This window comes from Hungatella sp. L36 (assembly GCF_014288035.1).
The window spans coordinates 23,316-35,239 of sequence record NZ_JACOPC010000031.1 but is presented as its reverse complement, the minus strand read 5'-3'; the positions used below and the strand labels follow the sequence as shown (position 1 = coordinate 35,239).

Genomic DNA, 11,924 nt, shown 5'->3' with positions numbered 1-11,924 from the left:
AAGGTAGAGGGTAATTGGAGAGCCGTATACGTCGAGAGGCGTAAGTACGGTTCGGGGGCGAGTATCTGGAAATCTGCCGTGGCAACACGGTAAGGCGCCGGGTGCTTAGCCTACTATACAAAACGTGAATAGCCTGTGGATTTGTTACCACAGCCTTTCCCTGCTGTGCCTGGCCGCTTTTGCAGAATATGATATCCGGCACCGGAAGATTAAGAACGCCGCGCTTATCCCGTTCTTCTTCTGGTGCCTCTTGTCTATACCGGTAAACCTTTCAATGGTCCCCATTATTCCCGCCTTCTGCTTTTTAGAGGCGGTGATGGGATTCCTCTTTGGAGGGCTTCTGCTCCTCATCGCTGCCATGGTTTCAAATAATGGAATCGGCGGCGGCGATATCAAGCTGGCCGCACTACTGGGAATCTTGTACGGCCCCTATGGGGTGCTATTTATTTTAACTGCCGCATCATTAAGTGCATTGGCTTTTCAGGCCCTGGAGCGCTTTTTTTATTACCGAAAATTGACCTCTCTGCCGTTTGCTCCCTTTCTTTTTCTGGGAAGCATAATGGCGGTATCCCTTCAATGCCGGTTTTAACCGGCTTCACAATAGAACAACTTTAAAAGGAGAACCTTGACATGAAAGTAAACAGCCGATTCCTGTACGGAATTTTAAGTATTCTGCTGGCAGCCATCATCGCCTTCATTGCCATTCCGACTGTTACACGGAAAACCAACAGCAAAGTGGAGATTGTACGCATCACAACCGCTTTGGATCGCGGCGATCCCATTACAGCCAAAGACGTGGAACTGGCGGAGGTTGGCGGCTTTAACCTGCCAGATAACGTGGCAACCAAACTGGAGGATGTGATTGGAACCTATGCAGCTTCCAGTCTCTATCCGGGAGACTATATTCTCTCCGGAAAGGTCAGCAGCACCCCCTTATCATCTGACCTTACCTTAAACGCAATCCCCGATGGGATGGTCGCTATCTCCATCACCGTTCAATCCCTGGCTGCCGGGCTGTCCGATAAGCTGCAGTCTGGGGATATTATCCGCCTGTACCATTATAACGATCTGAGCGGGACCTTAAATGTAGTGCAGGACATTCCGGAGCTGAAGTTTGTGAAGGTTTTATCCGTCTCCGATTCAAAGGGACTGGACATCGACTACACCAAACAGCCGGAGGAGGACGAAGAAAGACTCCAGACGGCTACACTCACAGTTCAGGCTACACCCGAACAGGCCATACTGCTCACCCAGTATGAAAATGAAGGAATGCTGCATGTGGCGCTTATCAGCAGGGGAAACGAAGCTCTTGCCAAGGAGCTGCTTAACCAGCAGGCTGAAATCCTGACACAGCTGTATGAAAATGAAGATGCGGATGCAGAGTTGAATGTCCCGGAGGAAACGACCGGCGAAACGACAGAAGAAAGCTCTGCTGCGTCTGAAGAAACGACACCGGAGACTGAACCGGAGCAGAACAGGAGGTAATGCCATGTCACAAATTATTACTGTCTGGGGTAATCCCGGTTCCGGAAAATCAATGTTCTGCTGTAACCTGGCAAAAGTCCTCACGGCCGGAAAAGAGAAGGCCATTATTATCAATGCCGACTCCTCCACTCCCATGCTGCCGGTCTGGATGCCCGACCGCCTGTTTGATGCCTCGGATTCCATCGGCAATGTCCTGTCTGCTTTGGAGATTAACACGGCCCTGGTTGCGGAGCGGGTATGTGTTCTGAAGGATTACCCTTTCATTGGCGTGATGGGGTATTCGGCAGGCGAAACTCCCTTTTCCTATCCGGAGCTGAAGTATGAGAAGATCCGGCAGCTGATCCTGGAGGCCGCAAAGCTGGTGGACTTCATCATTTTGGACTGCAGCTCCCATGTCATCAACTTTTTTACACCCACAGCGATTGAGGCTTCCGATCTGGCAATCCGGATTCTCACACCGGATCTGCGCGGGGTGAATTACTTAAAAGCGCACCAGCCGCTGCTCACAGATGCCAAATTTCATTTCGAGGATCATTTAACGTTTGCCGGCATGGCCCGGCCGTTCCATGCCATTGATGAAATGGGACATTTAATAGGCTGCCTTGACGGCCTGCTCCCTTACGCCAAAGAAATAGAGCGCTGCGGTACCTCCGGTGAGATGTTTCACGCCCTGGGGTACTGCAATAAACACTATCTCCAGTCCTTAAAACTGGTAAAAGAGCGCCTGCAGCCATCGGAAGAGATGATCCTGCCAGATGACACGGACGGGGAGGAATCCTCATCGGAAGATACAGAGGAGGTGGAAACCGATCATGACTTCACTGAATGAGATCTTTTTCAATTCTGCCAAAGCAGAAGGCATGACTTATGAGGATATCCTGGCCGATGTTCAGCAATACTGCACCACGAATCATGCCAACACCCTCTCTGGAGAAGGGAGCCAGGAGAAGGCGAAAGCACTTCTTCAGGAATTCATCATGCAGTATGTCATGAAATGCAACTATGCCGTGGAGGGCCTGAGCTTAGAAGCCCTGAGTGAAAGGCTCTATGAGGATATGGCAGGCTGCTCGTTCCTGAAGCACTGGATTTACAAGAAGGGCGTCGAGGAAGTGAATATTAACGCCTATGATGACATCGAAGTTATCATGAGCGGCGGCCGATCCTTAAAAATCCCGGACAAGTTTTTAAGTCCGCAGCACGCCATTGATGTGATCCGGCGTCTTCTGAGCACCTGCGGAATGGTAATTGATGATACCATGCCGTCCGTGATTGGATTTCTTGATAAAAATATCCGTATCTCTGTGGACAAGACACCGATTGTTGATCCGGAAGTCGGGATCAACGCTTCCATTCGGATTGTGAACCAGCAGTCTGTCTCCAGGGAGAAACTGATTGGTTCCGGTTCCGCCACCGGGGAAATGCTGGACTTTCTGACCTGCTGTATCCGGTATGGAGTATCTGTCTGCATTGCCGGCAGCACCGGTTCCGGCAAAACCACAGTTATGAGCTGGCTGCTCTCCATGGTGCCGGATAACCGGCGCCTCATCACCATTGAAGAGGGAAGCCGTGAGTTTGACCTAATTAAACGGGACGAAAACGGAAATGCCATTAACAGTGTGGTCCATCTTCTCACCAGGCCCCATGAGAATCCGGCTCTGGATATCGACCAGGATCTGCTTCTGGAGCGTGTTTTAAGAAAACACCCGGACGTGATTGGCGTTGGCGAGATGCGTTCCGCTAAGGAGGCCCTGTCTGTAGCTGAGAGTTCCCGAACCGGCCATACCGTTGTCACCACCATCCACTCCAACTCTTCAGAGGCCACCTACCGCAGAATGATGACGCTTGCCAAACGAAAGTATAACATGGCAGACGATATCTTAATGCAGATTATGGTAGAAGCCTATCCGATTGTCGTCTTTACAAAGCAGCTGGAGGACGGAAGCCGGAAGGTCATGCAGATTATTGAAGGCGAGGATTATTTAGATGGCCGTCTGATCTACCGCCCATTATATCAGTTTGATGTCACAGACAATCAGACCGATGCCCAGGGACACATAAAAGTTGTAGGCCGCCACCGGAAATTAGGGTACATATCGGAATCGTTGAAGAAACGTTTCCTGGATAACGGTATATCCGCCGCAGAGCTGCAGCCCTTTATCAATCATGAGGAGGAACTATAAAATGCTTTGGATTCAGATTGTCATATTTTTATTGGTGGCAGGCGGGACCATGACTCTGTTAAACGTCAATTTCAAAGACTTTTTTCAGCTTGCCGCCCGTGGAAAACCCAGCACACTGAAGGACGACCTTGATGCAATACTGGGAAAACCTGCAAAAGGCTTTTTTAACCGGGAAACCGTAGAGATTGAACAGCTCTTAAAGACCACCGGAAGGGAGGGACGTTTTACCATGGTGAAGCGCCTGTCCCTGATTGGATTTTCTCTGGGAGTGCTTGTTTCCGTTCTCTTCAACAACCTGTTTTTAATCCCAGTGCTCGGCGCGGGATTTGCTTTTGCACCGGTCTGGTATTTGCGCTCTACCGCCATGATCTATAAGAAACACTTAAACGAGGAGCTGGAAACCGCAATCTCCGTGGTAACCACCTCCTACCTGCGTACTGGAGATATTTTGAAATCAGTTAAGGAAAATATCCCTTACTTAAATCCACCTATCAAGGGACATTTTGAAGCGTTCATTATGGAAGCGGAAATCATTAATGCGAACCTGATTTCAGCCCTGAACAGTCTGAAAATGAAGATTCCCAATGTTATCTTCCATGAGTGGTGCAACACCTTAATCCAATGCCAGTCGGACCGGAGCATGAAGAATACGCTTACCTTTACCGTTCAGAAATTTTCCGACATGCGTATTATTCAGTCTGAACTGGAGGCCATCATCAATGAGCCAAAAAAGGAAGCCTTCGCCATGATGTTCCTGGTAGTCTGCAATATACCGCTTTTGTACTTTTTAAATAAGTCCTGGTTTGAGACGCTTCTGTTTTCTACACCTGGGAAACTGACACTGGCAATCTGCGGCGGCATTGTGCTCTTCGCGTTCACCAGAATCATGCAGCTGAGTAAACCAATCGAATACAAGGGGTGATATCTATGATCGGACTTTTAATCCTATGTGCGGCGGTTTTTACAGGAATTGGCATATACCATCTTTCCTGCGCGCTCATCGACGTTCCGACCGCACGGACCTCCAAAACAATGATGCGCGCCAAAAAGCAGACTGGGACCGGAGAAGAAAAGCTGTTTGATGTCTATGTATCAAAACTGGCTGTAGGTCTGTCCCGCTTTGTTAAACTCGATCCGGTAAAGAAGAACCGCCTTCAGACCACACTGGCAATCGCCGGAATTCATCTGACGCCGGAAAGCTACACTCTGAAGGCATACATCACAGCCCTGGCCGTCGCATTACCGGCGCTTCCCTGCTTCACCTTTATGCCGCTTTTCGGTTTTCTCCTGCTCGGCCTGGCTGTCATGATGTGGTTTGCCACCTATTATGAAGCCTTTGACTATGTAAAAAAGAGAAAGAAAATCATTGAGGCGGAACTGCCGCGCTTTGCGGTTACCATTACACACAATCTGGAGAATGACCGGGATGTTGTCAAAATCCTGTCCTCCTACCGCCGTGTGGCAGGTCCGGAGCTGGGGCATGAACTGGACGTAACCATTGCGGATATGGTGACCGGGAATTATGAAAATGCGTTGCTGCGCTTCCAAAACCGGATTGGCAGCACCATGCTCTCTGATATTATCCGGGGCCTGATCGGGACCCTCCGTGGTGACGATCAGCAAATGTTTTTTAAGATGCTCACCTTTGATATGCGTCAGATTGAACAAAACAATTTGAAAAAGGAAGCAGCCAAACGCCCCAAACAGATGCAGAAATATTCCATGATGATGCTTTTTTGCATTCTGCTCATCTATGTGGTGGTCCTGTCTGTCGAGGTCGTCGGATCTCTGGGATCATTTTTCTAACGGAAAGGAGGGGGAACCGATGTATACCAGTGGCTTTTTATGATAAAAGCTCCCTGGAAATCGCCCATACGGGCAGCCAGCAAAGGAGGATTCACTATGAGAAAGTTATTCACTATCCCGGCCGTTCTGTTAGTCGTCGGGATCATCACAACTATTTTTATCAGGAGGAAACAAAACTATGAGAAATTTAATTAACCGCGCCGCAGCTGCAACAACCTTTACCGTATGGAATACAAAGAGACAGGCCAAAGAAGCGCTCTGCAATGAGCGGGGAGATTTTTACATTTCAGATGGCGTCAAAATCATTATTGCAGTCGTACTTGGTGCATTGCTCCTGACAGCGCTCTCCGGAATTTTCAATGACACGGTTATTCCACGGATCACACATGAAATCGAGGCATTATTTGGTTAATCGTGGTTCCGAACGCAATCAGGACAGGAAGGAGGTGATTTTATGGCTGAAATCTTAGGTGTGAACTTAAAAACCATCGCTGATTTTATGGATGCCGCACAGGGGAATTACCGCAATGCACTCTATATTTCCTGCAATGTCTGTGGCTACAGTAAGGAGTCTCACTGTGGAGATTTTCTGTTTATTGCCGGTTCGGACGGCTCTCCTATTTTGCTTCCCATATCCGATGCAGAACAGTTCTTCGGGTGCAAAATTGATTATTCTGACTGCAATGGCCGAATAGGAAACCAGGATTTCCTGCGACTGTACCACAAATGGATCGAGCTTCACACTGTATCCGATCATACATGCCCGTATCATCAGATACTCGATTTACTAAATAGGATTTGAAAATGGTAAATCCTGTAACTTTAGATAAAAATGACATGATTTTTGCTCTCCCTGCGCTGTCTATTTATATCCGGATTTTCTACAATAATAGCAAACAATACGTACAGCTTATGTATACTGTAAGTAGTAGAAAGGAGAGGCAGCCTCATGAAACATAAAAAACGACCGGCTTCTATCAAATGTCCATACTGCGACCGACCAGCTATACTACGGCCGGCCTCCTATATTTATAAAGATAAAGCGCGGGAAGATTATCTTTACGTCTGCTCCAATTATCCGGAATGCAATTCCTATGTTGGAGTCCATGCTGGAACCATGATCCCCAAAGGATCACTGGCAAACGGAGATTTAAGGAATAAACGGATTCGCACTCATCAGATTTTCGATAAAATCTGGAAGTCCAATATCATGAGCCGCAGAAATGCCTACTGCTGGATGAGGGACCGGTTCGGCCTCTCATCGGAACAGGCTCACATCGGCTGTTTCAGTGATTATATGTGTGACGCTCTGATGGCAGAATGCCGGGCCGTATTAGAAAATAATCAAATCGCCTGTTAGCCAGGCAGAAAGGAAAGCGGGATGATTTCTATGACAGAGAAAGAGCAGGATTTAATCCTTACCCATCTAACATTAGTAGAAAGTCTCATCTATCAGGTTGGATACCAGAAAGGTGTAGTCGGTATGGAATTTGAAGATTTATACCAGATTGGCTGCATTGCCCTGTGTAAGGCTGCAGCGCACTACCGGCCGGACCGGGGGGCCACTTTTAAAACCTACGCCTGCAGAGTCATCCGCAACATGCTTCAGGATCACCGGGAACATGCCAGCTATATTCAAAGCCGTCTCTGTTACCTGGACTCCCCGCTTTCATCCGATGAGGGAGAAAGCTATCTGGATATTATCCATGATTCCCAGGAACCGGACGCGTATCTGTCAGAAAAAGAACTTCTGGAGCTGCTGAACCGGGCCAAGAGTAATTACAACGGGATTACCAAAAAAGGGATAGAGGCCATTGCACTCAAATACCAGGGATACAGCAATGTGGAAATCGCTAACCTCTACCATGTTAAGGCCAACCATATTTCGGCATGGATCTCCCGTGCGCGGAGCAGGCTGAAGGCAGACTACCCACTGACAGATTTATGCTATTCATAGGAGGATACCATATGATTACACTATATACTTCCATCGGACATTACCGGTTAGTATCCGGTAAGAATAACGTGTCCTATCCAGTCATAACCGCCAATGGGAAGGAACACCGGCTGGATACAAAAGAGCTGCTCCTGTGGTCCAGCCTGATGTGGAACCTACTCACGTTTGATGAACTGAAAAGCCTCTATGGAGAAAAAGAAGCTGAGCTTCATCTTCTGGATGAACAGGACTTTGAACGGTACTTAAAGCGCCTGGTTTTTCGAGGACTGGTGACCTCCGGCTGTGGTTACACCGGGTTAGAGGCCCTATGCGACCTGCTGGGATATTTATACATAAAACCGATTACAGGTGGAATTGTGGCAAAAATCTATGCGTTTTTCCATCTGATAATGAATCAGCCATTCCGAATGGCCGTCCAGATATTCCGGAAAGAGAAGCTGAATCCATGTGAAAAATATGTTTTCCGGTTAAGCAGGAACCGGCGCCTGTCTCCCTCTGAGCTAATTCGGGACATGGAGACACAGAAAATTATTCTTCCTTCCGCCTCGCCGGACTATCAGCAGACTGTTATTACCGCAATCGCAAACCTGTATTTAAAAAGACTGATTATCTTCGACTGTTTATAGGAGACTAATTATGATACCTCCCCCACTTTTCAAGCAGCTGGTTCTTGCCTTACTGGTAGGAACTGGCTGTTTTCTTTTCAGCATACTCTTTTATTTTTGTACTGGAGACTGCATCCTTCTGATCCTTGGTACCGTTCTCTTCCTGGGCAGCATTAGCAACGGCTTGTCCCTCTATCAGCTCATAAAAAAGAAAACGTATTACTGCCTGGAGGGGATCTGTATTTACAGGCAGTATACGCTGAAGAAATATTGCCAGGTACAGATTACCGATGATACCGGAGAAATCTACCACCTGCAGCTTCCCAAAAGCAGCCAGATCCAGACCGGTCTCCGATACCGGCTGTATTTTAAAAATTCATTTCAAGGAAAAGAGGTTTCCTACCCTCTTTATATTAAGAAGACGCTTCAAACAGAGGCTTTCCTTGGCCTGGAGCTGCTTGAAAATCAGCATTAACGCAATATATAGAATATTATATTTGACAACATCTATATATTGTGTTAATATTCTAGTGTGATTGATTTTTGTGCATATGCGGCCCCCGCAGCACACGTTGTTTAAGATTGAAATGTGTCAAGGAATCACCCTGATTTTAACAGGGATTCTTTGGCACTTTTTTTTATTTATAGATATTTTTTTAAGAAAGGAGGAACCAATTATGAACATACTGACGCCCATCTCCACATTCGGAAGGGTAACTGCTGATCTGGAACTTAAAACGAGCCAGAACGGTAATAACACCCCTTACGTTTCGTTCTCCCTCGCCGTAGACAAAGGCTTTGGAGACAAAGAACATGCCATTTTTCTGCAATGCGTCCTTTATGACGAAAAGGCAGAGCGAATGGTAAAGGCTGGCGTTAAAAAAGGGAGCCTGATTTATATTGTCGGCAATCTGGATATCACAGAATACACCAGAGCCGATCAGTCAAAGGATCACTCCCCCAAAGTCACGCTTTATGACTGGTGTTACGCACCCACAAGCAAAGCAAAACCAGCAGACAACAACAACGAATCGGAAAGCCAGGACGGCTTCCTTGATGTGCCTGCTGAAGCTGGAGAGAATGGACTTCCATTTAACTAATGTTGAATGGGTATAAGAGGAATTGCTAAGAGACAGGATGAATCTGTTTCTAACGCAGTTCCTCTTTTTTTGTTTAAGAAAGAAGGGAGAACATCATGAAACATTCTGTATTTTCTACAAGCATGAAAGTTTTAATCGTTACTCTGATCCTGTTGGCCGTATGCCTTCCAAATGATCGTTCACAGTATTTTATGGCAGGCGCTGCGGTGATATGGTTAATCATTGTTCTCGGCTGTTACCTGTTCAAACGGACAAAGGGTCTGAGACATCTAATCGGTCATCAGCTCCAGACCTCATGGAGTCAATTCCAGCTGAGGCCCCAGCCGATATATGAGCGGGAGGAACCTGTTGCAGAAGAAATCGTAAAGCAGGCAGGTCCAGCCGCTGAAACCAATCAAACAGATCTGACACTGGAAGAACAGAATACAATGCTGTGCCACATCGCGCTCCGGATCACAGAGAAATTACAGTCTGCTTATTCGGGAGCAACCTGGCAATGGCAGGATACACCAGAATTGAAAGCTATTTTAAACGGCCAGACCGTGCGGGTAAAAACAGATGGTATTGAAAACAACACCCATGCGGACATTTGCTTTGACCGCTTTGCACGGGTGAATATCAAAATGCTGATTGTGGAGGATTTTGCAGTGAAACCTGCAGCTCCTAAACAGCCTGAAGCTCCCGCTCCGGAAACTGTCCCTGATGTTGTAGATGTCAGGGTATGGTATGACCTGATCGGCCGTGAAGTGCTGGAAACTCTCATAACCGATTTAAACGCCAAAGGCCATTCGCGTCTTTCCATTAAGGAGAACGGCGATATCGTTGTTATGCAGAACAGCAAAGAAGCCGTCCAGAAACATCTGGATAATTTCCCGGCTAAAAATTATTGGAATGAACTCATTAACATCTTTAAGGAAAATGAGCTGAAGGCTACGGCCAGAAAAGACAGCCTCTGTATCTCCTGGATGTAAAGAGAGGAGGAAAAACGAATGCCAAGATCAAAACTATTTGAAAGCTGGACATGGAACCGGGCACTTCCGGCTCCCTTTGACAGCCTGCCAAATGCTGCAAGAACCGATGTCCATTCCAAATATAACAATATGACCGGCACCCCGCGGGCGACCATCCATTCTATGACAATCGCAGCGATTCTTGCGTATATGGATATAGATACCTCAATTACTCCCGGAGCAACAGGGAACGGGGCCATCGGCACCCAGGGAAACAACCTGACAATGGCCGAGTATCATAGCCGTATCGGAGAAATCCATGTAGTTGTCTTCAATAAAACTACAGGAAAGTTTATTGCGGGATGTTACAGCAGCCCGTCTGCCTCTCCCACGGTGTATACAGTCAAGGATGGCAAGAATACCGGCACCGCCCTCTTTTTTGCGTTAATGACAGAGGCTCTGGACGATGACGAATTTAAAGAATACTATAACAAACTGGCTGCCTGCCGTTCAGCGGGATATCCGGATATAGATGAAGCTGCAAAGTACGCTGCGGTGTTATGTGACAATGTTTATCGGAGGTGTGAGCTGGCAAGTACCATTCCTGCTGGTATCAGCCTTACGATTCCCTCAACTGGGAACATCGGTCAGCTGACCCCGCTCAACATGCAGAATGGGGTCTATAATCCAACCAGCACCTTATTTGGTGCCTTTCAGATTTTATCTCCCGGAATTGTCCCTGCCAAGTTCACTCCGCTTTTACGGCATGAGGACTTTGTCGGCAGCTACGCAACCAGTAATCGAAACTTTACCCCGTTAGAAAAGGAACTTATTCCACAGCTCCCGGATTGGTATATCATTCCTCCGGAAGTTGTCTCCATATGTAAACACACCAAACTTACTACCAGTACCGCTCAACCAATGCGCAACTATATGTTGCGTGGAGATGCTGGTACGGGAAAGACAGAAGGGGCAAAAGCGATTGCCGCCGGACTGGGCCTTCCGTATCTTTTTTACACCTGTTCCGCAAACAGCGAAATCTTTGATTTCCTGGGGCAGATGTTGCCAGATACAGGGAACAGTACGGATTCCCCCATCTCTTCTTATCCCACGTTTGAAGATATCCAAATGGACCCTCCGTCTGCTTATTACAAGCTGACGGGCATATATGATGAAAATATCCTTGAAGCACAGGTCTATGACAAACTTCTGGAGGTCATAAAAGCAGAAGCACAACATGAGGCCGGTTCTGAATCCCAGGGCCAGAGGTTCCGCTATGTGGATACGCCTCTGGTACGTGCAATCCGGAATGGATATGTGATTGAGATCCAGGAGCCTACCGTCATCGCAAATCCAGGTGTCCTTGTAGGATTAAACTCCCTGCTGGACCGCTGTGCAAGTATCACCCTTCCAACCGGGGAGACCATACAGCGTCATCCCGACACGGTTGTTGTGGTAACGACAAACAGCAATTATGCCGGCTGCCGGGACATGAATCAGTCTATCATATCCAGAATGAACCTTGTAATGGATATTGATACCCCTGATGCGGATGTAATGGCGAAACGCGTTATGGGACTCACTGGCTGTACCGATCAGACGGCCGTAATGTCAATGGCTGATGCAATTAAGGAAATAGCTGAGCACTGTCGGGAAACAATGATTACAGATGGAAGCTGTGGTGTCCGGGAACTGATTTCCTGGGTCCAGTCTTATATGGTCTGCGGAAGTATTCTGGAAGCGGCCAAATACACAGTATTATCGTCTGTGTCCAGTGACGCCGAAAACCGTGCTGAGATCCTGTCCACCTGCCTGGCGCAAAAGTTTGCTGCGTAGAAGGG

General features: G+C 47.5%; 15 protein-coding genes. All 15 read left to right on the top strand.

What is annotated here, in order from left to right; translation table 11 throughout:
• The first annotated feature begins 124 nt into the window (after nt 1-124).
• Complete coding sequence (locus H8S80_RS32990) at nt 125-589, top strand: prepilin peptidase (protein ID WP_181988075.1); 465 nt, start codon at nt 125-127, stop codon at nt 587-589.
• 41 nt (nt 590-630) lie between these two features.
• On the top strand, nt 631-1,485 hold the full coding sequence (gene cpaB, locus H8S80_RS32985) for a Flp pilus assembly protein CpaB (RefSeq protein ID WP_117624155.1): 855 nt from the start codon (nt 631-633) through the stop codon (nt 1,483-1,485).
• A 4-nt stretch (nt 1,486-1,489) separates the two neighbouring features.
• A complete protein-coding gene (locus tag H8S80_RS32980) occupies nt 1,490-2,314 on the top strand; it encodes a CpaE/TadZ family protein (protein ID WP_117624154.1) in 825 nt (274 codons plus the stop codon).
• The gene (locus H8S80_RS32975) at nt 2,298-3,665 is read left to right on the top strand and encodes an ATPase, T2SS/T4P/T4SS family (protein ID WP_117624153.1); all 1,368 of its coding nucleotides are present in this window, start codon (nt 2,298-2,300) and stop codon (nt 3,663-3,665) included. Before H8S80_RS32980 ends, H8S80_RS32975 begins: the two co-directional genes overlap by 17 nt.
• 1 nt (nt 3,666) lies before the next feature.
• Nucleotides 3,667-4,587, top strand: a complete 921-nt coding sequence (locus H8S80_RS32970; RefSeq protein WP_117624152.1) for a type II secretion system F family protein — start codon at nt 3,667-3,669, stop codon at nt 4,585-4,587.
• A gap of 5 nt (nt 4,588-4,592) precedes the next feature.
• Nucleotides 4,593-5,471, top strand: a complete 879-nt coding sequence (locus H8S80_RS32965) for a type II secretion system F family protein (RefSeq protein WP_117624151.1) — start codon at nt 4,593-4,595, stop codon at nt 5,469-5,471.
• A 178-nt stretch (nt 5,472-5,649) separates the two neighbouring features.
• Complete coding sequence (locus H8S80_RS32960; RefSeq protein ID WP_207729922.1) at nt 5,650-5,883, top strand: DUF6133 family protein; 234 nt, start codon at nt 5,650-5,652, stop codon at nt 5,881-5,883.
• Between the two features lie 42 nt (nt 5,884-5,925).
• Nucleotides 5,926-6,273, top strand: coding sequence for a hypothetical protein (locus H8S80_RS32955; RefSeq protein WP_117624150.1), 348 nt, complete (start codon nt 5,926-5,928; stop codon nt 6,271-6,273).
• A gap of 147 nt (nt 6,274-6,420) precedes the next feature.
• Complete coding sequence (locus H8S80_RS32950; RefSeq protein WP_117624149.1) at nt 6,421-6,831, top strand: zinc-finger-containing protein; 411 nt, start codon at nt 6,421-6,423, stop codon at nt 6,829-6,831.
• A gap of 30 nt (nt 6,832-6,861) precedes the next feature.
• Complete coding sequence (locus tag H8S80_RS32945; protein ID WP_181988074.1) at nt 6,862-7,428, top strand: sigma-70 family RNA polymerase sigma factor; 567 nt, start codon at nt 6,862-6,864, stop codon at nt 7,426-7,428.
• An 11-nt stretch (nt 7,429-7,439) separates the two neighbouring features.
• A complete protein-coding gene (locus H8S80_RS32940; protein ID WP_117624147.1) occupies nt 7,440-8,054 on the top strand; it encodes a hypothetical protein in 615 nt (204 codons plus the stop codon).
• Between the two features lie 10 nt (nt 8,055-8,064).
• A complete protein-coding gene (locus tag H8S80_RS32935; protein WP_117624146.1) occupies nt 8,065-8,508 on the top strand; it encodes a hypothetical protein in 444 nt (147 codons plus the stop codon).
• A 202-nt stretch (nt 8,509-8,710) separates the two neighbouring features.
• Nucleotides 8,711-9,133, top strand: a complete 423-nt coding sequence (locus tag H8S80_RS32930) for a single-stranded DNA-binding protein (protein ID WP_118033372.1) — start codon at nt 8,711-8,713, stop codon at nt 9,131-9,133.
• A 95-nt stretch (nt 9,134-9,228) separates the two neighbouring features.
• Nucleotides 9,229-10,104: a hypothetical protein gene (locus H8S80_RS32925; RefSeq protein ID WP_117624144.1), complete on the top strand. Its 876-nt coding sequence runs from the start codon at nt 9,229-9,231 to the stop codon at nt 10,102-10,104.
• 18 nt (nt 10,105-10,122) lie between these two features.
• On the top strand, nt 10,123-11,919 hold the full coding sequence (locus tag H8S80_RS32920) for an AAA family ATPase (RefSeq protein ID WP_117624143.1): 1,797 nt from the start codon (nt 10,123-10,125) through the stop codon (nt 11,917-11,919).
• Nucleotides 11,920-11,924: the final 5 nt, after the last annotated feature.

Bases quoted from the DNA above. Each gene is read 5' to 3' on its own strand.
- H8S80_RS32960 (WP_207729922.1), top strand. From the start codon at position 5,650: ATGAGAAATTTAATTAACCGCGCCGCAGCTGCAACAACCTTTACCGTA.
- H8S80_RS32945 (WP_181988074.1), top strand. From the start codon at position 6,862: ATGACAGAGAAAGAGCAGGATTTAATCCTTACCCATCTAACATTAGTA.
- H8S80_RS32965 (WP_117624151.1), top strand. From the start codon at position 4,593: ATGATCGGACTTTTAATCCTATGTGCGGCGGTTTTTACAGGAATTGGC.
- cpaB (WP_117624155.1), top strand. From the start codon at position 631: ATGAAAGTAAACAGCCGATTCCTGTACGGAATTTTAAGTATTCTGCTG.
- H8S80_RS32955 (WP_117624150.1), top strand. From the start codon at position 5,926: ATGGCTGAAATCTTAGGTGTGAACTTAAAAACCATCGCTGATTTTATG.
- H8S80_RS32980 (WP_117624154.1), top strand. From the start codon at position 1,490: ATGTCACAAATTATTACTGTCTGGGGTAATCCCGGTTCCGGAAAATCA.
- H8S80_RS32920 (WP_117624143.1), top strand. From the start codon at position 10,123: ATGCCAAGATCAAAACTATTTGAAAGCTGGACATGGAACCGGGCACTT.
- H8S80_RS32935 (WP_117624146.1), top strand. From the start codon at position 8,065: ATGATACCTCCCCCACTTTTCAAGCAGCTGGTTCTTGCCTTACTGGTA.
- H8S80_RS32930 (WP_118033372.1), top strand. From the start codon at position 8,711: ATGAACATACTGACGCCCATCTCCACATTCGGAAGGGTAACTGCTGAT.
- H8S80_RS32940 (WP_117624147.1), top strand. From the start codon at position 7,440: ATGATTACACTATATACTTCCATCGGACATTACCGGTTAGTATCCGGT.
- H8S80_RS32925 (WP_117624144.1), top strand. From the start codon at position 9,229: ATGAAACATTCTGTATTTTCTACAAGCATGAAAGTTTTAATCGTTACT.
- H8S80_RS32975 (WP_117624153.1), top strand. From the start codon at position 2,298: ATGACTTCACTGAATGAGATCTTTTTCAATTCTGCCAAAGCAGAAGGC.
- H8S80_RS32950 (WP_117624149.1), top strand. From the start codon at position 6,421: ATGAAACATAAAAAACGACCGGCTTCTATCAAATGTCCATACTGCGAC.
- H8S80_RS32970 (WP_117624152.1), top strand. From the start codon at position 3,667: ATGCTTTGGATTCAGATTGTCATATTTTTATTGGTGGCAGGCGGGACC.